This window comes from Microvirga sesbaniae, assembly GCF_025460805.1.
GTDB classification, from domain to species: Bacteria; Pseudomonadota; Alphaproteobacteria; order Rhizobiales; family Beijerinckiaceae; genus Microvirga; species Microvirga sesbaniae.
This window is the reverse complement of record NZ_JAMXFJ010000058.1, coordinates 1-21,244: the sequence shown is the minus strand read 5'-3', so window position 1 is coordinate 21,244 and position 21,244 is coordinate 1. Positions and strand designations below refer to the sequence as shown.

At 59.6% G+C, this 21,244-nt stretch carries 24 protein-coding genes and 1 pseudogene; 16 read left to right on the top strand and 9 right to left on the bottom strand.

What is annotated here, in order from left to right; translation table 11 throughout:
• Positions 1 to 160: 160 nt before the first annotated feature.
• Complete coding sequence (locus OCW50_RS30855; protein WP_262272737.1) at positions 161 to 856, bottom strand: secretin N-terminal domain-containing protein; 696 nt, start codon at positions 854 to 856, stop codon at positions 161 to 163.
• Positions 857 to 1,039: 183 nt separating this feature from the next.
• Between OCW50_RS30855 and OCW50_RS30850 the strand changes: the two genes are divergently transcribed.
• The 13 genes and pseudogenes from OCW50_RS30850 to OCW50_RS30790 form a co-directional block, all read left to right on the top strand.
• Positions 1,040 to 1,534: a nodulation protein NolB gene (locus OCW50_RS30850; RefSeq protein ID WP_114948599.1), complete on the top strand. Its 495-nt coding sequence runs from the start codon at positions 1,040 to 1,042 to the stop codon at positions 1,532 to 1,534.
• A gap of 9 nt (positions 1,535 to 1,543) precedes the next feature.
• Positions 1,544 to 2,410: a type III secretion system inner membrane ring lipoprotein SctJ gene (sctJ, locus tag OCW50_RS30845; protein ID WP_114948598.1), complete on the top strand. Its 867-nt coding sequence runs from the start codon at positions 1,544 to 1,546 to the stop codon at positions 2,408 to 2,410.
• 78 nt (positions 2,411 to 2,488) lie between these two features.
• On the top strand, positions 2,489 to 3,067 hold the full coding sequence (locus OCW50_RS30840; protein WP_371823135.1) for a nodulation protein NolU: 579 nt from the start codon (positions 2,489 to 2,491) through the stop codon (positions 3,065 to 3,067).
• The gene (gene sctL / locus OCW50_RS30835) at positions 3,064 to 3,687 is read left to right on the top strand and encodes a type III secretion system stator protein SctL (RefSeq protein WP_210806566.1); all 624 of its coding nucleotides are present in this window, start codon (positions 3,064 to 3,066) and stop codon (positions 3,685 to 3,687) included. Before OCW50_RS30840 ends, sctL begins: the two co-directional genes overlap by 4 nt.
• Before the next feature lie 8 nt (positions 3,688 to 3,695).
• The gene (gene sctN / locus OCW50_RS30830; RefSeq protein WP_210806563.1) at positions 3,696 to 5,042 is read left to right on the top strand and encodes a type III secretion system ATPase SctN; all 1,347 of its coding nucleotides are present in this window, start codon (positions 3,696 to 3,698) and stop codon (positions 5,040 to 5,042) included.
• Positions 5,018 to 5,554, top strand: a complete 537-nt coding sequence (locus OCW50_RS30825; protein WP_210806561.1) for a hypothetical protein — start codon at positions 5,018 to 5,020, stop codon at positions 5,552 to 5,554. The genes sctN and OCW50_RS30825 overlap by 25 nt, the downstream gene beginning before the upstream one ends.
• 44 nt (positions 5,555 to 5,598) lie before the next feature.
• Positions 5,599 to 6,660 (top strand): type III secretion system cytoplasmic ring protein SctQ, encoded by a 1,062-nt coding sequence (gene sctQ, locus OCW50_RS30820; RefSeq protein ID WP_210806558.1) that lies wholly within the window; start codon positions 5,599 to 5,601, stop codon positions 6,658 to 6,660.
• Positions 6,653 to 7,318: a type III secretion system export apparatus subunit SctR gene (gene sctR / locus OCW50_RS30815; RefSeq protein ID WP_114948592.1), complete on the top strand. Its 666-nt coding sequence runs from the start codon at positions 6,653 to 6,655 to the stop codon at positions 7,316 to 7,318. The genes sctQ and sctR overlap by 8 nt, the downstream gene beginning before the upstream one ends.
• Positions 7,319 to 7,347: 29 nt before the next feature.
• Entirely contained in the window at positions 7,348 to 7,608 is a 261-nt protein-coding gene (locus OCW50_RS30810) for an EscS/YscS/HrcS family type III secretion system export apparatus protein (RefSeq protein WP_210806555.1), read from the top strand.
• The gene (gene sctT / locus OCW50_RS30805) at positions 7,605 to 8,423 is read left to right on the top strand and encodes a type III secretion system export apparatus subunit SctT (protein WP_210806552.1); all 819 of its coding nucleotides are present in this window, start codon (positions 7,605 to 7,607) and stop codon (positions 8,421 to 8,423) included. The genes OCW50_RS30810 and sctT overlap by 4 nt, the downstream gene beginning before the upstream one ends.
• Positions 8,420 to 9,457, top strand: coding sequence for an EscU/YscU/HrcU family type III secretion system export apparatus switch protein (locus OCW50_RS30800; RefSeq protein ID WP_210806550.1), 1,038 nt, complete (start codon positions 8,420 to 8,422; stop codon positions 9,455 to 9,457). The genes sctT and OCW50_RS30800 overlap by 4 nt, the downstream gene beginning before the upstream one ends.
• A gap of 95 nt (positions 9,458 to 9,552) precedes the next feature.
• Positions 9,553 to 9,801, top strand: coding sequence for a hypothetical protein (locus OCW50_RS30795; protein ID WP_210806548.1), 249 nt, complete (start codon positions 9,553 to 9,555; stop codon positions 9,799 to 9,801).
• A gap of 658 nt (positions 9,802 to 10,459) precedes the next feature.
• Positions 10,460 to 10,603 (top strand): annotated as a pseudogene (locus OCW50_RS30790) (transposase); the annotation flags it as partial.
• Positions 10,604 to 10,748: 145 nt separating this feature from the next.
• Here the strand turns inward: OCW50_RS30790 and istB are convergent.
• Together istB and istA are read right to left on the bottom strand one after the other, a co-directional pair.
• Positions 10,749 to 11,501: an IS21-like element helper ATPase IstB gene (istB, locus tag OCW50_RS30785; protein ID WP_210806546.1), complete on the bottom strand. Its 753-nt coding sequence runs from the start codon at positions 11,499 to 11,501 to the stop codon at positions 10,749 to 10,751.
• A gap of 11 nt (positions 11,502 to 11,512) precedes the next feature.
• Positions 11,513 to 12,976, bottom strand: a complete 1,464-nt coding sequence (istA, locus tag OCW50_RS30780) for an IS21 family transposase (RefSeq protein ID WP_373371539.1) — start codon at positions 12,974 to 12,976, stop codon at positions 11,513 to 11,515.
• 155 nt (positions 12,977 to 13,131) lie between these two features.
• On the opposite strand from istA, the gene OCW50_RS30775 reads away from it, so the two are divergent.
• The gene (locus tag OCW50_RS30775) at positions 13,132 to 13,842 is read left to right on the top strand and encodes an IS5 family transposase (RefSeq protein ID WP_315974505.1); all 711 of its coding nucleotides are present in this window, start codon (positions 13,132 to 13,134) and stop codon (positions 13,840 to 13,842) included.
• A 44-nt stretch (positions 13,843 to 13,886) separates the two neighbouring features.
• Here the strand turns inward: OCW50_RS30775 and OCW50_RS30770 are convergent, their stop codons facing one another.
• Both OCW50_RS30770 and OCW50_RS30765 read right to left on the bottom strand, forming a co-directional pair.
• Positions 13,887 to 14,402 (bottom strand): transposase, encoded by a 516-nt coding sequence (locus OCW50_RS30770; RefSeq protein ID WP_210806543.1) that lies wholly within the window; start codon positions 14,400 to 14,402, stop codon positions 13,887 to 13,889.
• A complete protein-coding gene (locus OCW50_RS30765) occupies positions 14,339 to 14,920 on the bottom strand; it encodes a winged helix-turn-helix domain-containing protein (protein WP_210806541.1) in 582 nt (193 codons plus the stop codon). The genes OCW50_RS30770 and OCW50_RS30765 overlap by 64 nt, the downstream gene beginning before the upstream one ends.
• Before the next feature lie 96 nt (positions 14,921 to 15,016).
• Here OCW50_RS30765 and OCW50_RS30760 point away from each other — a divergent pair, with 96 nt between their 5' ends.
• Both OCW50_RS30760 and OCW50_RS30755 read left to right on the top strand, forming a co-directional pair.
• Positions 15,017 to 15,499, top strand: coding sequence for a transposase (locus OCW50_RS30760; RefSeq protein WP_315974504.1), 483 nt, complete (start codon positions 15,017 to 15,019; stop codon positions 15,497 to 15,499).
• Positions 15,500 to 15,761: 262 nt separating this feature from the next.
• A complete protein-coding gene (locus OCW50_RS30755) occupies positions 15,762 to 15,896 on the top strand; it encodes a hypothetical protein (protein ID WP_262272735.1) in 135 nt (44 codons plus the stop codon).
• A gap of 73 nt (positions 15,897 to 15,969) precedes the next feature.
• Here OCW50_RS30755 and OCW50_RS30750 read toward each other — a convergent pair whose 3' ends face one another.
• The 4 genes from OCW50_RS30750 to OCW50_RS30735 all read right to left on the bottom strand — a co-directional run bounded on the left by OCW50_RS30750 (position 15,970) and on the right by OCW50_RS30735 (position 21,098).
• Positions 15,970 to 16,488 (bottom strand): tetratricopeptide repeat protein, encoded by a 519-nt coding sequence (locus OCW50_RS30750; protein WP_247654260.1) that lies wholly within the window; start codon positions 16,486 to 16,488, stop codon positions 15,970 to 15,972.
• 46 nt (positions 16,489 to 16,534) lie between these two features.
• Positions 16,535 to 18,646 (bottom strand): type III secretion system export apparatus subunit SctV, encoded by a 2,112-nt coding sequence (gene sctV, locus OCW50_RS30745; RefSeq protein ID WP_210806536.1) that lies wholly within the window; start codon positions 18,644 to 18,646, stop codon positions 16,535 to 16,537.
• Positions 18,647 to 19,209: 563 nt separating this feature from the next.
• A complete protein-coding gene (locus OCW50_RS30740) occupies positions 19,210 to 20,100 on the bottom strand; it encodes a SctD/MshK family protein (RefSeq protein ID WP_210806534.1) in 891 nt (296 codons plus the stop codon).
• 800 nt (positions 20,101 to 20,900) lie between these two features.
• Positions 20,901 to 21,098 (bottom strand): hypothetical protein, encoded by a 198-nt coding sequence (locus OCW50_RS30735; RefSeq protein ID WP_210806532.1) that lies wholly within the window; start codon positions 21,096 to 21,098, stop codon positions 20,901 to 20,903.
• Between the last annotated feature and the right edge of the window lie 146 nt (positions 21,099 to 21,244).

Sequence of the window (21,244 nt, the reverse complement as noted above, 5' to 3'; positions counted from 1 at the left end):
TTGATCGCACCACATTCTCTTTCCAGCCCACCTGGCCGACGATCGCTGCGTCCCGAATCTCATCATGACCGGTTCAGCTTTCGACAACCTGACTAACTCCAAAGAATCGATTCAGGATGCGGCCGCGGCTGGTACCTCCTCAGAAGCTGCGGGATCCCAGTTATTTCTGATTCGACTCACGCTTCACACCGTCCTGTGGCGGCACGTCAGAAAAATTGGAGACCTCCGGTCGTCCATCGCGCACGACCATGGTGGAGGAGCCCCGAAACAGTATCAGTACGGATTGCTTCGTCGGCGCCGCGACGGGAAGCTGCGCACGCGCCTCGGCGACGAGGCCGTTGAACGTCTGCTCCACGAGCGTGACGAAGCGAGGTGGGCCGGAAACCAAGACGAGACCATTCCCCGGCGCCGGCCTTACGACATAGCGGGCATCGGATATGTCAAGCTCATCGAGAGCTGTCTTAAATGCATCGAAGCGAACCGGGGCCAGCACAAGCATCCGAGTCTGTGCTTCCCTGGCAGCAGACACATAAAGCACAAGGCCGTCGAAATACCACTGAAGATCGTACAGTTCCGTTAACCGGTCTAGGAACTCGCGCGGCGCCAAATCCGGCATACGCCCGCGAATCCGTCCCCTTACCTCGGCGCTGACGTTGACGCGAATTTTCAGGTTGCTTCCGAATTCCTTCAGCGCGGCAGAGAGATCCTGATCCAGAACCGTATACCTATAGGGCGTCGAGGGAAGCGATAGAGACAAGCCGAGAGTTGAGCGTATTTCAAAGGAGACGAAAAGCCCGACAAAGAAGAGTCTCTTCAGGTTGCGCAGAATGGTGGGTCGGATCTGAGCTCTTGACATGGCGTCCTGATAAATCAAAGGCTGAAACTCTCAAAACCACTTAAGCCGCGAAGACACCTTATTCTGTGATAATCGCGCCCTCGTAAGCTTGTCGTCAGCTCGCTTCGCTAGGTATCGGCGCAACAGCGGGTGAGAACCGGCTGGACTCATTCAACGCGAACGAGAAACAAATCGAGTCCTTGCATGATGATGCCTGTCTCGTCAATCTCTGCCAATCCGACCGAATTTTGTCCAGCGCCGGCATCACCGCCGCTGGGCGAGCAGGCGCAGTTTGAGTGTGCGCTAGCGCAGGCGGCCGCCGATTCGAAGAATGATACCGTGCTTGGGCCGGCAAGGGTGGTGCCAGTCACCGCGCCGTTGGATGTTGAACGCACGACCGCGCAGACAAGCCCCTGGGGCGACCGCCTGTTCCAGATGATCTCTCCCATCTGCCGAGACAATTCAGTTGCTTCTTCCGCGCCCGACAAGCAGCTAAGCCACGAAAAGAACGCTCTACCTGGGCCGGCGCAGAAGCTCCCTGTTGACGGTGCGGCAGCGGGAACGCCGATTGGGCACGATTTCGGCGCAATGATCGCTGGTCTGCGGGATCTCTACTTTGGCGTCACACAGATTTCTATAATTTCCAAGGGTGTCAGCGGCGTCACCTCGTCTGTGAATACGCTCATAAAGCAAGGATGAGCGGCGGCGATGATTAAGTTAGCTCACGTCAAAATGATCCATAGCTGGCCACTCGGTCGGCGATCGTTGCGCCTCGTCACGCTGCCACTTCTGTTTGCTCTTAGCGGTTGCAAGGTGGATCTTTACACACGGTTGCAGGAGCGTGAGGCGAATGAGATGCTCGCGCTTCTGATCGACAGCGGGGTCGACGCAGTCCGTGTTGCGGCGAAGGATGGAACCTCCTCGCTTCAGGTTGACGAGGAACAGCTTGCGCTGTCTATCGAACTCCTGAGCGCCAAAGGGCTGCCGCGCCAGTCTTTCAAAAATCTCGGCGAGATCTTCAGTGGATCAGGCCTGATTGCCTCACCGACTGAGGAGCGCGCTCGATATGTGTATGCCCTGAGCGAGGAGCTGTCGCGTACCATCAACGACATCGATGGGGTCTTTTCAGTGCGTGTCCATGTCGTTCTGCCGAATAACGACCTGTTACGATCAGGCGGTACGCCGTCCTCGGCGGCAGTTTTTATCCGCCATGATGCCAAAGAGGATCTTTCAGTTCTGCTACCGAAGATAAAAATGCTCGTCGCCGACAGCATCGAAGGACTGTCTTACGAAAAAGTCGAAGTGGTCTTTGTACCAGTGGCGCACTCCGTACGCGAACAACGGCTCGTACTCGAAAGTTTTTCGGCCCAACCATCGGGCTCGGTTCCAGCGCCCCTTCTAGCCATCGGGACGGGTGTTGCCGTAGCTTTACTTGCGGCAGCGTGCTATTTCTTAACCAGTACTCTAAGACGCCGGCACAGGCAATCATCGGGCACACGGGCCAAGCCCGAGGGTCGCTCGGTGGTTGCGCTATCGAGCCCGTTCGCAAAAAGTATCATCGACCGCAGCGCGTGACTGGTACTCCCGATGCCAATACTGATGCCCGCATCTACTTCCGGATCCGTTCAATCGCTCCAATCGCGTTCGGCGAGCTTGAACGATGTTGCCGCTTTGGCCCATCCAACCCGTCTTGCCGCGCGTCTTGATCCGGAGCTGTCCGCCACGACGTTAGTGCAGTTGCAGAAGCATCCCCGGCTGCAGTCAAGATTGGCGGAGCTGCTGCTTGACAATGAACTGCATGCGAGTGGAAGCAACTGGGAGCCGGATCTTCTCGGCGGGCGTGATCCCCAGCGGGTCGCGCTCCTTGCTGGTAGTGTCTGGCATGCGCGATCGCTGCTGAAGCTCGTTTCTAAGTCTGACCTCGCAGTACTTGCAGAGCACATTGGCGCTGATGCCCACGCGTTCGGCATCCGACATCTCGCCCATGCGATCGCGCTCGCAAACGCTCCGATTGCCGATCCTGAACAATTGGCGCAGCAAATCAACCACGACGGGCATGCCTGTCTCGGCGCTTGGCTCAATGACAGTACAGCCCTCGGCCGTAAGCGCGTTCTTCTTCGATTGCCCCTCGGGACCGCCGCAGAAAGCCCGTCGCCTGAACACAGTAAGGCCTCCGGCCGGCTGGTCTCGCTTGTCCTAACCCAGCTTGGTGCGGAGAACCGGGCCACATGACAGCCGACGCCCCCGCGCCTCCCATCACGCCGCAGATGCGCCCATTAGGGCCACTGATATCAGCGAGTGAACTCGAGACCTGGCATTGCGCTGCAGAAGCGCGTGATGCAGCAGACCGGCATCGGCAGCGGGTTCGCAGGTGGGCGCGCTCCGCCTATCAACGTGAATGGGCACGGGGCCGCGCCGATGGCCTGAATGCAGGCGCTGAGGAGATGGCCCGGCTCATCGCGCGGGCGGCGTCCGAGGTGGCGCGCCGGAGGGCGGTTCTAGAGCAGGAACTACCACAGCTGGTGATAGAGATAGTAACCGAGCTTCTAGGGGCCTTCGATCCGGGCGAGCTGTTGGTCACCGCGGTTCGTCATGCGATCGAGCGCAATTATAGCGGCGCGGAAGTTTACCTTCATGTGCATCCCACGCAGGTCGACATGCTCGCGCGTGCCTTTATTGGATGCGACGGGCGGGAGGGTCAGCCGAGGGTTCGAGTTGATCCGGATCCGACGTTGTCACCACAACAGTGCGTGCTCTGGAGCGAGTACGGTAATGTGGAGCTTGGACTTGACGCACAGATGCGTGCGCTGCGGCTTGGCTTTCGCGTCCATTCTGACGGGGGCGAACTGTGATCCCCCCAATGCCACAGCATACTAATCCCACCCATAGCCGTGCTCCCGATCCGGCAATCTCGTCTTTGAGGTCCATAGTAAAGCAAATCGACACGCGTGTCGTGCGTGGCCGAATCACGCGCGCCGTAGGAACCCTTGTCAATGCCGTGTTGCCGGGTGCTCGGATTGGCGAGCTTTGTCTGCTGCAGGATGCGCGAACCGGCCTGTCGCTTGAAGCAGAGGTGATCGGTTTGTTGGACAATGGGGTATTGCTCACGCCAATCGGTGACTTAGTGGGTCTGTCCAGCCACGCAGAGGTCGTACCCACCGGACGAATGCGTGAAGTGCCGGTCGGTCCCGATTTGCTTGGCCGTGTGATTGACAGTCGTTGCCGTCCACTTGACAGCAAGGGCGACGTCAAAGCTGCCGAAACCCGTCCGCTGCACGCCAGGGCGCCTAATCCAATGAAAAGGCGCATCGTTGAGCAGCCCTTCCCGCTCGGGATCCGCGCCCTGGATGGTCTCCTCACATGTGGAGAGGGCCAGCGAATTGGGATTTATGGCGAGCCTGGTTGCGGCAAGTCGACGTTATTGTCACAGATCGTAAGAGGTGCCATTGCCGACGTCTTCGTCGTCGCCCTCATAGGCGAGCGTGGACGTGAAGTTCGTGAATTCATCGAGCGGCATCTTGGGGAGGAGGGCCTCCGCCGTACGATCGTCGTTGTTGAGACCTCGGACCGCTCGGCCGTGGAGCGGGCGCAGTGTGCTCCTGTGGCGACCGCGCTGGCGGAATACTTTCGCGAACAAGGGTTACGTGTAGCGCTCATGCTGGATTCGCTGACGCGATTCTGCCGCGCCATGCGCGAAATAGGCCTTGCTGCTGGCGAACCGCCGACCCGGCGCGGCTTCCCTCCTTCTGTTTTCGCCATGCTTCCGGGCCTGCTGGAACGTGCCGGCATGGATGAACAAGGCTCGATTACAGCGTTCTATACGATCCTCGTCGAAGGTGACGGTGCCGGGGATCCAATCGCGGAGGAGTCGCGCGGCATTCTCGACGGCCATGTCGTGCTCTCGCGCGCTATTGCGGCACGATCGGATTTCCCTGCTATCGACGTGCTGCAGAGTCGCAGTCGTGTTATGGATGCGATCGTTTCTGACACCCATCGCGCGTCAGCGTCGTTTTTCCGCGATCTGCTTTCGCGCTATGCGGAGACCGAGTTTTTGCTCAAGGTCGGCGAATACCAGCAAGGCGGCGATCTGTTAACTGACCGGGCTGTCGCCACGATTGGGGACCTGAGAGAGTTTTTGCGCCAGCGCGAAGGCGAGGCGTCTGATTTTGAGGAAACGATCGCATGGATGTCGCGTCTGACTGCGTGAATCAGGTTCACGTCTTGAGGTTATCGTTTTTAAAGAATTTGCAAGAGCGTAGCGCGCTTAGGCAGCTATCGGCGAAGGACGGTCAGCGACGCATGGCCACCTCAGCTGTACAGAGCGCCTCCGAGGAGCTTGCAATTGCACTGCAACATCGCGAACTGCGGGAAGCGGCACTCTACGGAAAGTTGATGTCGCTTGACACATTGACTGGCGCTGCGCTCGACCGTCACCACCTTGAAATTGACCGGCTTGCGGCGGAAGTCACTTCTAGGCACCGCGTACTCGATGGTGCTCGCCTCGCTCAGGGAGAGGCCGAGGCAGCGGCGTCTGAAATGAGGGGCCTATGGGTCAAACGTTCGATAGCAAAGCACAAATGGAAACTTATTAAGGATGACGTCCGGCGCTCCGCAGATATTCATGCGGAGACCGCAGGCGAAATAGAAGCGGACGACGAGATATGCCATCGGTATGGGCGGGTTTCGCTCGCCCATTTGTCGCGCGACCCGGTCCGCTAAGCCCAAGGATCCTGAATGATGCGATTGTGCAGCATAGAGCCGCAATGGTAGCCGCTCTGGTCAAAACCACTGTCTTCGAACCAGCGCTAACATTGTCCCACGAGGTTGTCTCGTGGCTCAATGATATAGCATCTTCCAGGCGGCCCCTTCACAGCCGGATCGGCGACAAGCCGCTGTCGGTGCGGACACAAGGGCTTGTTTGGCAGCAGAAACCTTCCACTGTTCCGATGCTTGACTGCGTTTGGCGCGTCGGGGCTGAAACGATCGTCTTGTCGCTGTCACAGCGGCTTGTGGAGGCGCTCGTCGCGACAGTACAGAGCGGCCTTGCTTTGCCTTCCGAACCAACTGCTTCGCTCGTTCTCGAACTCGCACTCGATCCGCTTTTGGCTCAACTGGAGGGCCAGACGCAGCTGAACCTACAGCTTGTGGGCCTGGGTGAAGCCCTAACAGTGGCTCCTTATCTAGAGCTTGACCTCGTCTTCGGCTCGGTCGATGGCAAGGGCCGTCTGTTCCTGTTCTCTCCTCTTGATGGTTTGGTGCCGCCTGCCTTCCGCGCATTAGGCGAACTGATCCGCCAGTTGCCGCTACAGCCGCGCGAGGTTCCCCAGGAACTTCCGGCCATAGTTGCAGGAGTGGTCGGCACGCTCTGTGCTCCGGCAGCGCTTGTTCGCAAAGCATGTATCGGTGATGCTCTATTGCCAGACATATCTCCGTTTGGCCGCGGCCAGATGGTCCTGTCCGTGGGCCAGTTATGGGCCGGAGCAGACATTGAGGGCGACAACTTGATCCTGCGGGGTCCCTTCCGCCCGCGATCGCACCCCGTGGAGCATGTGGATATGACGACCCAACCCGAGTCCCGTCAAGAACGATCGGAAGCAGATCTCGATGATATAGAAATCATGCTTGTGTTTGAATGCGGCCGCTGGCCTATGTCTCTAGGAGAATTGAGAAGGGCGGGCGAAGGGCATGTTTTCGAGCTTGGTCGGCCGATCGACGGTCCCGTCGACATCCTAGCCAACGGTCGGCGCATCGGTCGTGGCGACATCGTGCGGGTCGGAGACGAGCTGGGCATCAGGCTTCGCAGCAGGTTGACATGCAATGACTGAGATTCAGCCGCCGATTCTATCACTTCTTGCGGTCACAGCCGGACTCGGCCTTCTGGTTTTGGCGGTCGTCACAACCACGGCGTTTATAAAGGTTTCGGTTGTTCTGTTCCTCGTCCGCAATGCGCTCGGGACCCAGACTATACCACCGAACGTCGTGCTGTACGCGGCAGCACTCATCCTCGCCACTTTCATCAGCGCACCTGTTATTGAACAGGCCTATAGTCGTATGACCGACTCGAGGATCCGTTATCAAACGCTAGACGACTGGGTAAGCGCCACGAAAGAGGGGGGAGAGCCCGTACGCGAGTATCTCAAGAAGTTCACAAGTTCAGAGCAGCGCCGTTTCTTCCTGTCCGCGACAGAAAGACTTTGGCCAGAGGAAATGCGCGCCAGAACCACACCCGATGATATCGCCATTCTCGTACCGTCCTTTCTATTTTCAGAACTCAAGCGCGCGTTTGAGATAGGATTCCTTCTCTACCTTCCCTTTATTGTCATCGATCTTATCGTAACGGCAATTCTGATGGCGATGGGCATGTCGATGGTGTCACCGACAGTAATCTCTGTCCCTTTCAAACTTTTTTTGTTTGTCGCCATTGATGGGTGGTCGAGATTGATGCACGGACTTGTGTTGAGTTACGCCACACCGGGAGGTTGAATATTACTCAGTCTAGCATTGTCACTCTTATGAGCCGGTCATTGATGGTTTTCATGATCTGGATTCTACCGCCGCTCATTGCGTCGGTGATTGTTGGCTTGGTCATCGGGATCATCCAGGCGGCGACGCAAATCCAGGATGAAAGCCTGCCCCTCACGGTAAAGCTTCTGGTTGTGGTGGCGGTGATTGGCCTGTTTGCGCCTGTGCTGAGCGCCCCGCTCATAGCGCTGGCTGACCAAATCTTTACCGAGTTTCCCGCAATCGCTCCTAGCTACCAGCCTCCACCATGATTGCGTTGCCGGCCGAGATTCAAAACCTGATCCATTCGGCTATCGAACTCCTCGCTGCAGCCGGCCTTAGCGCGGCTCGGGCGACGGGCATTATAATGGTGCTGCCGGTGTTTGCGCGGGCTCAGCTCAGCGGATTGATCCGTGGCTCCTGTGCTGTCGCCTTGGGGCTCCCGTGCTTGCCATTCGTCAGTGATGGATTGCAGGCGCTCGATCCGGAAACACGTCTGATCCAGGTGACTCTGCTCGGTGTGAAGGAGATCTTTGCCGGCCTATTACTTGGCACTTTCCTCGGCATTCCGTTATGGAGCCTTCAGGCGGCCGGTGAGTTTATCGACAACCAACGCGGCATCACCAGCCCATCCGCTCCGTCCGACCCCTCAACGAACAGTCAGGCTTCAGCGATGGGTATTTTTCTCGGGATCACCGCTATTACGGTCTTCGTCGCTTCGGGAGGCTTCGAGGTTGTGGCCAGCGCCCTTTATGGCAGCTTCCAGGTCTGGCCTGTGTATCGGTTCTACCCCACACCGACCGCCGGGGCAGCAACGGAGTTGTTAGAACTCCTCGACCACATGATGCTCACGACCTTATTGGTCTCCGGGCCTGTGGTGTCCTTCCTGTTGTTGGTTGACCTCTCAATGATGATACTTCTGCGCTTTGCGCCGCAATTCAAGTCGAGCCATCTGTCTCCGATCATCAAGAATATCGGGTTCCCGATTGTTATGACTGGCTATACTGCATATCTGGTGGTGGCAATGAGACTGGAGATCAAACCAGCGAATGGCGCGCTTGAGTGGCTGGGCGAACTGCTGAAATGAGCGAGTCGAGTGAAGAGAAGAAGCATGCCGCAAGCTCGCGCAAGCTAAACGAGGCGCGCAGAAGAGGGCAGATCGCGCGCAGCTCCGATTTCGTCCGTGCGGCCGCCACATGCGGTGGGCTCGGCTATATCTGGTTCAGAGGCAGCGAGATACAAGCCAAATGCCACGAAGCGCTACTATTGGTAGATAAACTGCAGAGCCTGCCCTTCAGTATAGCGGTCTGGCAGGCCCTCATCCTGCTCATCGAACTCACACTGGAAACTGTTGGCCCGTTGCTCGGAACCCTCATCGCTGCGGTAATACTGGCTGGATTGATAAACAACGGTGGATTTGTCTTCTCATTGGAGGCAATGACGCTCAATCTTGAAAAGATTAATCCGTTCGATGGGCTGAAGCGGATGGCGTCGGCGCGTTCGGCAGTGGAGGTTGGCAAGACTATAGTCAAAGCAATTGTCCTGAGCGTAATCTTTCTTCTCTTCCTTCTCGGCACGTGGAAGACGATGGTCTATCTTCCGATCTGCGGCGTGGGATGTATCAGCCTCGTGTTTACGCAAGCGAAACTGCTAAGCCAGATCGGAGCGGGTACCCTTCTGGTCGGCGGACTGATCGATCTCCTGGTGCAGCGTGCGTTGTTTCTGCGCGAAATGCGCATGACCAGAACCGAGGTGATGCGTGAGTTCAAGGATCAGGAAGGTACGCCGGAGCTAAAGACTGAAAGACGTCGCCTCTGGAACGAGGCTGCGCACGAGCCTTCGCTGGGAGTGCACCGGGCCACATTGCTCTTGGCAGGGAAGGCTGTACTCGTCGGTCTGCGTTACGTTCGTGGCGAGATCGGGGTGCCAATCTTGGTTTGCCGCGCCGAGGGTGAGGCTGCTCCAAAAATGTTAAGGGAAGCGCGGAGGCTACGTGTCCACATCCGCCGTGATGATGTTCTTACGCGTCAGCTTATCAGCGCGACGAAGCTGGGCGAAGCCATTCCTGCGCAATATTTCGCACCTGTCGCGAAAGCTCTTTACTCTGCAGGTTTAGTATAAATTTGACCACAGCGTTGGCCGGCCGCGCGGGCCGCGGTCATTTTGTAGTTATGCAGGTCCCTCCACAAATCGGGCTTCACTGATTCCATGTTTGTGTGGGCCGCAGCGATCTTGAGCGTCTGAGCAAAGAAGAACTGATCGAGTTGGCGCTGCAACTGCAGGGGCTGCAAAAGACCTCGCCCAAATCCTCCGAACCTCCCTCGACTGATCGCAAGGAGCCGCGCGAGCGCTCCAAAACGGGCTACGAAGGCCGCAGCCGGATCCTCCTATCTACGCCGTATGAAGTGGTCGAGCACCGTCCTAACCGGTTCTTGCGCTGCGAAGCCGTTCAGATAGCGGATTAGTCGGCGGAGACGATCAGCATCCACGGGCAATTTGACCTCCCGGAGGTGGCGACCCGCGTCACTTTATGTCGGCGCCTGACGGTGCGCTGCCGGCGCGTGGACGCGGATCGCCGCATCCGTGCCGGACGCTGCAAGGGGACACCGTTCGTGTCACACGCCCATGCCATCACTTATCACGACACCTCCCAGGCTCTGTCCTACAGGCTGCTGCAAAGCGCATTCGCGGACCCGTTCGGGCTCACCGTCAGCGAGGTGGGGTGATCAACGTCCTGTGGCTGGCGAGGGTGCCCTCGGGGCCGAGCGCAATTGAGGCATCGCGGCGTTGGGCCAGGCCCGGGTCATCGCCTCTGATCAGACCGGTGTGCGGACCGAGGGTGCGAACGCCTGGCATTGGGTGTTCCGCTGCTCGGATACTGTAGTCCGTCACGTCTCCCTGGCCCGCGAGGCGTGACGGACCCTTATGGGTGGGCACCGGCCCGAGGTCTGGTGCTCCGACCGCGCCAGCGCGCAAAAGGGTCATATGCGACAACGCTTTCGTGAAGCTCATTAAGAGGCTGGTGAGCAATTTCATTGCTCAACCTAAGTCTTTGATTCATCATAGGTGTGGAGCTGGCCGCTGCTGCGGATGTGGGCTGTTTGACGATCCTGGAGCCCTGCCATGGATGCCAGTTGCTACGCCAGTGATCTCACCGATGCGGAATGGGCGCTGCTCGAGCCCCTCATCCCCCGCAGCCACCCTGCCGGGCGACGACAGACCTATCCCTTACGGCGCATCGCCGACGCCATCTTCTACCTGCTGCGGATACCGGTGAAGCCGGACGCGTATTCCAAGGTGAAGCCGGACACCCATTCCGATTTCATTCCGGACAGCGTTCCGATCTGAAGCCGGACACTCTCCTCGTTTGATCCTGGGTCATGGGAGATGGTGGAGTGGGATTGGCCGGTCGTCAATCGGACGATGATGCAGCGGCCGGGGAGCGCTGCTTGCGCAGGCTCTCGCCGGACAGTTCAATCCTGTAAGCATTGTGGATCAGGCGATCCAGGATCGCATCGGCGATGGTCGGATTGCCGATGATCTCATACCAGCGGTCGACCGGGATCTGGCTCGTCACGATGGTGGAGCGCCGCTCGTACCGGTCCTCGACGATCTCCAGCAGATCCCGCCGCTGATCGTCAGCGAGCTTCTCGGGCCCCCAATCATCAAGGATGAGAAGATCCACGCGGGCCAGCGCCTTGAGCATCCGGGCATAGCGGCCGTCTCCCCGCGCCAGAGCGAGCGCCGCAAACAGCCTGGGCGCGCGGTGATACACCACCGAGAAGTCCTCCCGGCACGCCTTCTGGCCCAGCGCGCAGGCCAACCAGCTTTTGCCGACCCCGGCTGGTCCGGTCAGCAGGAGCCCGCGTCGTTCACGGATCCAGTCGCAGCCGGCCAGCTTGAGAAAGAGCCCGCGGTCGAGACCGCGCGCCGCCCTGAAGTCGACATCCTCGACATGCGCGTCATGGCGCAGGCGGGCCGCCCGCGCCCGGCTCTCAAACCGCTTCTGACAGCGCAGCGTCGCCTCGCGTTCGAGCAGCAGTGCAAGCCAGTCGCCATGCTCGAGAGCCCGAGCCTCGGGCTGGGATTGCAGAGCCTTGAAGGCACTGGCCATGCCGTGAAGACCAAGATCGGCCAGCAGAGCGAGAGTGGGATGGGTCAACATGCAGGATCTCCTTAGTGGAAGTAGCCGGGGCCGCGCAGGTTGGCGTGCTCCAGAATGGCGGTGGGCTCGGGATCGCGGGCCGACACCGCTTCAGCGCGAGCGGGTTCGAGATCGCGCAACAGGCGCAGAACCCCGAGGCAAGTCCGGAAGCCCTGCTCAGGATGCGGGCGGCGCGCCAGAATAGCCGTGATCAGACCTTCCGTCTGAGGGCCGACGGACGCCGCCCAACGGCGGAAGCGCTCCGGGGTCCAGTCGGCATAGCGCCGATGGGAACTCGGCATGTGGTCCGGGTCGGTGCTGTGCCGGCGCCCACCGTAGCGGCGCTGATGGGTTGCCACGCGCTGGCCGCGGTGGAAGATCTCGATCGTGCGGCTGGTGGCCCGCAGGTCGACCTGCGCGCGGATCAGGCCGTGCGGAACCGAATAGAAGAAGCCGTCGTACTCGACGTGATAGTCCGTGCCGACCCGCACGAAGCGCCATTCGGCGAACTCGTAGTCGTCGCCCGGCAGCGGCGCGAGCGCCGGGCGCTCCATCGTCTCGAAGAGATGCCGGCGGCTGACCCCGAGGCGGCGCACGACATGATCGTTGATGCGCTCGCACGCGCCGGCAATCGCCGCATTGGCTTCGGCCAGCGAGAAGAAAGTCTGGTGCCGCAGCCGTCCGAGAATGCAGGTCTGGGCAAAGCGCACGCCATTCTCCACTTTGGCTTTGTCCTTGGGCTTTCGTGGCCGCGCCGGCAGGATGCCGATGCCGTAATGCGCGGCCATCATGCCGTAGCTGCGGTTGATCTCGGGATCGTAGAACGAGGCCCGGTTGACCCCTGACTTGAGATTGTCCGGCACGATCAGGCGCGGAACGCCGCCGAAGACGCGGAACATGCGCCCATGCGCGCCAATCCAGTCCGGCAGGGACTGGGTCCAGGTCGCCTCGGCGTAGGTGAAGTTGGAGGCGCCGAGCACGGCGACGAAGATCTCGGCCTGGCGGATCTCGCCGGTGTCGGAATCAACGATGGCGATCTTCTTGCCGGAATAGTCGACGAACACTTTGTCGCCGGCAATATGGTCCTGGCGCATGGTCGGCGAGAGCCGGCTCTCAAACGAGCGGAAGAGCTCGCAGAAGCGGCTGTAGCCATAGCCGTTGGAATGGACGGCCCGGTACTCCTCCCAGAGGATTTGCAGGGTGACGCCGGGCTTCTTCAATTCGACGATGGCTTCGGCCCAGTGGGGCTCGGGCCGCCGGCGCTGTCCCTGCTTGACGCCGGCGCGGGCGAAAAGCCTGTTCTCCAGGGCCTCGTCGGTCAGGTCGCCGGGCAAGGGCCAGCTCAAGCCGGCCTGCTCGGCGCGCTTGAGGTTCTCCTGGACGGTGCTGCGCGCGATCCCGAGCCTCTCGGCGATGTCGCGCACGCTGATGCAGTCCCGGGCCAGGCGCAGCATCTGTCTCAACTGTCTCATGGTCAGCTTCCTCTTGGCGGGCATTCCATTCTCCTCGATGACGTGAGGAGGGTGATGCCCGAGTTGCTGACCCAGGGGATCATCAGAGTGGGGAAAGTGTCCGGTAATTGATCGGAACGGTGTCCGGCTTCATTCCGGAATGCTGTCCGGCGTCAAATCGGAATCCCCGTCCGGATTGAATCGGAATCCGCAACCTGCTCCGGACAGGAGCCCAATGGCGGCTACTGCCTCACGGATATCCGCCGCGCTACGCCGTCTTCTCCCATTATGCGCAGTGGCGCGAGAACGGCACATGGGAGCACATCACACAGGTGCTGCGCGAGAGGTATCGGCGCACGATCGGCCGGTCTCCTCAACCGAGTGCGGCGACTATCGATAGCCAGTCAGTCAAGACCACCGAGATGGGCGGACCGCGTGGCTATGATGGTGGCAAGAAGATCAAGCGCCGCAAGCGCCATCTTCTCGTTGATACACAAGGCAATCTGCTGAAGACCAGCGTGCAGCCCGCCGATCTCCACGATCGCGCCGGAGCCGAACTCCTGCTGGAGCGGCTGCAGCATCTGTTCCCGGCCATTGAGTTGATGTGGGCCGACACCGCTTATCGAGGGCTGAAGGACTGGTTGCGCAGAGCGCTCGGATGGAAGCTGTCGATTCCGCAACACTGGTGGTCCGGTGGTGTCTGGACGTGGGCCGACGCGGAGCCGCCGACGCGCCCGAGCGGCTTTCAGGTGCTCGCGCGCCGGTGGGTCGTTGAGCGAACCCTGGCATGGCTAACCACCAACCGGCGGCTGGCCAAGGACTACGAACGCCTGGTCGAGACCGGCGAGATGCTGCTCTATCTCGCCATGAGCCGCATCCTGCTGCGCCGTCTCACGCGAAAGGAAAGATAATTGCTCACCAGCCTCTAAAGGGCTAGTGAGACATCTAATGATCTTCACGGAAGGCCTGCAACAGAGAGGCCTGTGTGCCGAAAGAATCTGACGATCATTTCGGGTTGACCTTGCAAGCGACAGAATTCACGGCGGGCCAGGCGGTGCAGATCGGCGACTGATTCAGGTAGCGCATTGGCCATCGCTCGCTTGACAAGGGCATTGCATTGCTCCTCCGGGTTAAGCTCTGGTGCATAAGCCGGCAGGTAGGCGACCGCGTAGTCCTGCGGATGGGCCGCAATAAAATCGGTGGTGGCGCGTGAGCGGTGTGCGTTAAGCCGATCCCAGACCACCAGCAGCGGCGTACCGACGTTCCGGCGGAAAGACCGCAGGGCCGCGATCACGGTGCTGCTTGTGACGCTGGTGCGGACATGACGGGCATAGAGCCGCCCGTCGGGCGTGATCGCCACGATGCTCGACACCTCCCGCCGTTTGCTGACGCGCTGCAGCACCGGGGTCAGCCCGCGCCGGGCCCAGGTCGTGCCCGGCCGGATCCGAGAGCTGTGGCCCGTCTCATCCATGAGCAGGAGCGTCCGGTGCTCCCGCTGCGCCTTTTTTTGAGCGCCACCCACTCGCGCTTAGGCCAGACCGCGATCACGAGTTCATCCCGCTCTTTGGCCCGGGTGGCGGGACGCTGCACGCTAAACCCATGCGCCTTGAGCGGACGCTCCAGATAGCGCGGATGATAGCGCACCCCGAACTCCCGCTCGATCAGGGCCGCGATGCGCTCGAGGGTCCACCGCTCGGTGGCAAAGCCTGCCGCCACTGCGCCTCGGTCCAGGAGTCGACCCAAGCGGGTCCAGGCTTTCTCATCCAGGCGGGGCAGCTGTCCTGGAATGGGTCGCGCGTGCAGGCCGTGCGAGCCCTCCTGGGCAAGGGTGACCGCCCAGCGACAGACGCTGGCGCGGCTCACCCCCAATTGGCGGGCGATCTCGGCTCGGGAGAGCTGTCCCTGGCGCAACAGCCTTGCGGCCGCGAGACGCCGCTCCTCCATTTGCTTCGGCGTCAGATGCGCCGGCCGCCACACGTTGTCCTGCATCGCGCACCTCCTCACGAGGATCGACACCGCCCTATGTTACACCACCTGCGTGAGAATCATTAATTTCGCGCTGCAAGTGATTGATTCACCATAGGTATGGTGTTGGGCCGCTGCGGCGGATGCGGGCTGTTGCAAGACTCACGAGCGCCGTCATGGATGCCTGATCTTACGCTAGCGATCTCAACGATGCCACATGGGCGCTGCTCGAGCCCTTGTCCCCGCATGTACCCAGCGGGAGGGCGGCAGACCTGTTCGTTACGACACTTCGTCGATGAGGTCTTCTATCTGCTGCGCACGGGAGCCCAACGGCTGTTGCTTCCGCATGAGTATCTACCCCGGTGCGGTGTCTCCTACCGCTATGCCCAGTGGCGGGAGGACGGCACTCGCGAGCACGTGACCGAGGCCTTCCGGGAGAGCGATTCTCGGACGATCGGTCGCAACTCGCAGCCCACCGCGGAGTTCATCGATGACCAGCCGGTCAAGACAACTGCGATGGCTGAAACGCGGGCTACGATCGCGGGAAAGCGCCCAAGAGCCGCAAGCGTCACTTGCTCGTCGACACACATGGCACGCTGCTGAAGAACACCGTGCAACCCGTCGACACCCAGATCGCGCACGGGTTGAACTCCCGTCGCAGGGTCGGCAGCATCCTTTTCCGGCCGTCGAGCGGCCGTAGCCAAATACCGCCTATCGTGACCTGGAGGACCGGCTGCACCGTGCGCTTTGCTGGGCTGACGATCCCGCAACACTGGAAGAGCCGCGGCGTTTGGATGTGTGTCGGTGCGGAACCGCCAATGCGACTGAGTGGCTTTCAAGTGCTTGCGCGAAGCTGGGTTGTTGAATGGACGATCGCCTGGTTGACCACCAACGGCGTCAGACTAAGAGCTACGAACGCCTGATCGAGACTCGCGAGATGCTGCTCTACCTTGCCATGAGCCGCATTCTGCTGCGCCCTCTCACGCGAAAAGAAAAGTAATTGCGCGCCATCCTCCGGAAACACGATTTGCGACCGCTTCTGACAGGCGCATCGAGTCTGGTGCAGTGCAAAGTTATTGTGACGGTGCCAATGCGCTCGGTTCGGAGTTCCCGTCAGACGCCAGGGACAAGTCGAGATTGTGTTGCACCATCTGATTTCCTGGCTCCCTTTTGAGGGCCTGCCGATATAGCACTTGTGCCGCGTCATGCCGCCCCTGAGTATCCAGAACAACTCCTTTCGCATTTAATGCGCGCAAGTTCTCCGGGTCTGCAACCAAGACTCTGTCGAGTACCTGAAGCGCCTCTTGCTGGCGCTTCTGTGCCAGCAGGACATTCGTAAGACTGATCGCCGCATCGACGTTACCCGGATGCTGCTCCAAATCCAACAAAGTCGGCACCTGTGAGTCCTGACCGACTGCGCGCAAAATGCGTTCGCGCATAGCCGGATCGATGTGTTCGGCGCCTAATAACGCTGGGGACGGCGTCTCCTCCATTGAACGATCCGGCTTACTCCAGCTCGCGCAACCGCCGAGAGGAAGGATGGCAAGTACGGCGACGAGAACTGATTTCAAGCGAAACGAAAGAAATGCCAATGAGCCTACAATCCTATACGAATACATGTCTAGTTCTCACCTTTCATCATGTGCTTTCGCCATCCGTTGATGGCAACGCGGATATCGCGAGCTTCCCCTGACGGCCCTCTAGCGTTTCCAGGCGGAGTGTAACCGATCCAGCGGGCTGAATCGTGAAGTCGGACGCAAGGTCCTGGTAGGAGAGCACAGAGAGATCGATCCCATTCCGCATGAGAAAACCGCGGACGAAGCGTCGGACATCCATCGAAGTTAATACGACAGGGTTGGTCTGATCCGACGCCGTGCTGGAAAGAACCTGACGCATCTGTGACACCAGAGCTTCGCTTTGCCGATCTTCTAGTACCAGCGTGGGGCCTGCCGCTGTGTCTCGAGCCGCACTGCGCACCAAATCCTCAGTTTCACGTTCGATAATCAAGGCGGCCACGATTCCGTGTCTGTTGGCATTGCGGTGACAGATCTGGCGTTTCATACAAGAGCGCACGTATTCCGTGAGAAGGGCGACATTTTGCTCACGCTCGCTCCATTCGGCTAATGCCTCCAACACGATGCGAGAGTTGCGGATCGGGACACCTTCATCCAGCAGGCGGCGGAGTACATCGGCGATCCGAGGTATCGGTGTCGTCCGCAGCACCTCCTTCACCAGATCAGCATAATCCCGCTCCATCCGGCCCATCCACCGGCTGGTCTCCTGGATGCCGATCAAGCGCGATGCATAGCGGGTCAACGTCGTTTGGACACGTAGCGCGAGGAGTTCGCTTGGATGGTGATACCTGATGCCAGCAGCTTTGAGAGCCGGTGCAAAGCTTTGTTCGGCCCAGATAGCGTCTGCTTGTGGATCATGCCGGAAGGGAATGCCACTCGATTCAATGTTCGCGAGCTCGTCTTTGAGCGTTAACTCTGTCGGATTAATCGAATTCTGCTCGACCGGCACGCTCTCGATATCTATCCTGAACTGTGAACCCAGCAGCTGCTGATCGGCAGCGACAGGAATACGGGGGACGATAATGCCGAGATCGGCGGAGACTAATTGAGAAACGCGCGCAATGTGCTGTTGTAGTTCGACTTGATTGATCGCACGCATAAGGTCCGGCGCAAGGAAGAGGACAATCGGACATGCCTCCGACGGCATGGTTTCGTTCTGAGGCTCCTCTGACGCTGCAGTTGTAGAAGCGGTGCCTCCCGCGCCCAGCCCATTACCCTTGACAACGCTTGCCGCGGCGAAGATCGCGGCTAAGATAAGAAAGACGGGCAGAGGAAAACCAGGAACGAGCCCCATCGCAACCAAAACAACGGCCGCAAGCCGCAATGCTCGCTTACTGCCCGTGAGTTGATTGACTATGTCGGTTCCAAGGTTAAGGCTCCCTGCCCCGGTCACACGGGTTACGATTGTCGCCGCGGTAATTGAGAGCAGGAGGGCCGGAATCTGCGAGATTAGCGCGTCGCCTATGGTCAGTAGGGTATAATGACGCAGCACCTCGCCGAAGGGCATACCCTTCGAAAGCAGGCCAATCGAAATCCCACCCAGCGCGTTGATGAAAATAATCGCCAGCCCGGCAACAGCGTCGCCCTTCACAAATTTCATCGCACCATCCATAGCACCGTAAAGTTGGCTTTCCTTCTCCAATGCGCTGCGCCGTGCCCGAGATTCGTCGGCATCGATGTCGCCATTTCGTAACTCTGCGGCGACCGCCATTTGCTTGCCCGGCAGAGCGTCGAGCGTGAAGCGCGCCGCCACTTCTGCTACTCGTTCGGCGCCCTTCGCGAGGACGATGAACTGCACCATAGTCACAACCAGAAATATAACAATACCGACCACGATATTGCCTGAGATCACGAATTCACCGAACGTGTGAATGATGCTGCCTGCCTCCCCTTCGGCCAGGATCATCCGCGTTGTTGCGATGGTGAGCGCCAGACGGAAGACCGTTGCAATCAAGATAACGCCGGGCAGAGAGGAAAATTCGAGTGGCGTGCTGATATACAAAGCAACCATTAGCAGCAGTACGGCCAATCCCATATTGAACCCGATCAGAGCGTCGATCACAATAAGAGGTATTGGCATCACCATCATAGCTATGGCCAGAATTAGCATCAGCGCGACCGTGAGGTCCGGGTTGGCCGGCGCGCGCTGGATCAGGTTACGCATGATGTTGGCCATGGAGCCTCCATTCGTGATCGTTTGAGAATCGCTATGCTGCTAAACAGCTTTCGAAGATCCACCACCCATCGCGACGCTTGAGACTGAAAGGTCGCGAGAACGGCTGGTTACCAGATGCATCCGTTCTGTGCAGGACCGTTAGAGTCCCCGCCGAAGTGGTCCGAGGCGAGCGTATGGGCTGGAAACCGCAAAAGTCGAGCAACCACAACCCAGCATGAGAGGCGAACTGCAGCAGGGGCAGGTTTCGCGTGCTTTGCGGGCAAGCGTGGCAGACGTAGGAAAGGCTGCCGAGCAAATCGCGCTGCTGCTTGGGGATAAGCACGACATTCCCGGTTTGGAACCGTGGTCTGTTATCGTGTAGCCTGGCGCCAGGCCCGGTCCCGCCTTCGGCGGGCCTCCAGCCAAGCTGCTTCCGGTTCCACCGGGGTAGGCACGCCCGCCGTAACTGGTTCTGCGGGACGACAACGCCTTCACGCAGCGCCCGACTTCCGGGGGCGACAGGGTAAGCGTGGCGGCTTGGCAAACGGAGTTCTCCTTAAAATTTGCCTAAAGACCGGAATCATCTAATACGGGAGAGAAGCAAGGCGGCCATTTCGGCTCAGCAGCACCTGCCTGTCCTCGATCCGATCGACTGTCCATCCATCGTCCAAAAGCGCCCCGATGAAATACTTCTCACCCTTGACGACAACATAGGGCGAGGGTCCGCGCCAAACCGCTTCAACTGCGATTGCGGACGGCGACTTCTCCTCCTTGGTGATTACCCTATTGACCAGTGTTAGAGCGCCCTTCGTGTGTTGATCGAACCACCGCTGAACCTGCTGCCATCGCGTGGCCGATGCGGACGTGACGGTGCCTTCAGCGGTAACAACACCCTTTGCGGAGCCGATCTTAATGTTGAGAAGGCCTGCTTTATCGATTGCTTGTTGCAGGTCTTTAGCAGCTGCCAGGGTAGTCTGATCATCGGTTTGGTCGTAGGTCAGTTTGGATTCAGGTTTGGCATTAGTTGAATTGGCGCTCGATGCCCGGGCGCTGCCGTAGTAGGAGAGAACCGCTGAGACTACTCCGATCCCGATCGAGCCCAGTAACACGAGAGCTGGCACAGGGATCGCGACGCGGGACGCAACTCTTGAACCAGCTGGCGCTGCACCCTGTGCCGACCAGAGTATCGACATCGCGCCTAGGTCAGTGATGGCCGGAAGAGGAACAAGACTAAACTCACCCGCGGCAATACTCCCGCGGCTCTCCACGTTGCATCCAGCGCCAAGGGCCTCCACCTCGATCGAATTGGCTCGAAGAGTGATACGAAGATGATTCGGCGCGAGTCCCTGCTCGACGAAGACGATGTCGGCATCAAGGCCGCTACCTATTACGTTCGTCCCTGGAGCCAGCGTTCCGGTCAGCCCGCAATAGAGGCCCGATAGAACTTCGAAATGAAGGCAAACCGCGTCGTCCAAGGATATTCTTCCGAACAAGGAGAGGAGCCGCACGGCAATCGCCGTGCGGCCCGTTTCAGCTCTACATCGCGCCACCAAGTAGTGCGATCGAGACTACCTAAGGCCGGCGTCAGACATCACGTAGCGCGTTCGTCGGCCGCCTTCTTGATTGTCGAGAGCTCCGTCGTAAGCGTGCGCAGCTGCATGCTCCTAGCCGTAGCTTCGGCGCTAACCGCTGCCAGATCGGCAAGTTGGGCCTGGAACGTAGCAGCGCCCGCCGTTTTGGTAGCTGCGCTCCCAGCCGCCGAAAGAATTGTACTAGCGCCGCTACCAGCGGTTCCTCCAATACCAGGCATATTGCTTTCCTTTCTTCGAATTGTGCCGTAATCAACGGCACGCTGCTTCCTGACGAGGACTATCCAGCGTCAGGTATCCTCTTCGGTCTCTGCCATAGCCTCCTCGGCATCAGCCATGACATCGTTCATTATAGTGAGCGCAACCGCTCTGAGCGCCAGTTCGAAGGCCTCTTGTTCTGATGCAGCTCGCGAGCCGTCGCCGGAATCGGATGGGACATCCGTCGGATCGTGCCCCCTGACCGGTTTGTTAGGATCTGATGGCTCGTTAGGATCAACCGGCTTTTTAGGATGGGGCGTTCCATGGCCCCCTGCGCGGGCCAAGGACACACCGAAGCTGCCAAAACTTCCAATTGCTGAGACCATCGGGTACTCCGGCGTTTATCTTCATTATGGACGGGCGGCGATGCCGCGTAGGCATCCACCTCCTCAAGCTAACGCCAACAGCTTTCGATAACCTGACGAGTGTTAGAAAAAATTGGAAGGCAAAGCTAGCTGGCCGGCCTGCTGTTCAAGTGCTGCCTTATAGACGACGGGATCGTGCCGAAAGCGGGTGCGCAGGGTTCGTGCGCGGCGGCCTCTTTGCAGACGCTGGCGCAAGCTCGTCCAGTGCTCCCGGTTCGCGGCGCCCAGATCTCGTGCCGTGGGCGCCTGCAGGAGGGTCACGGTGATCTTCCCTCGCGTTGGATACTGCTGGCGAATTCGTTATTCGGTGGAGCGGTTAAGGTGGGCTCAGCGTTCAAGCTGTGGGGGCTTGGGTCCAGACCTGGAGGGTTCCATGTCGCTCCGCCCGACCGTGAGTGCTGACGTTC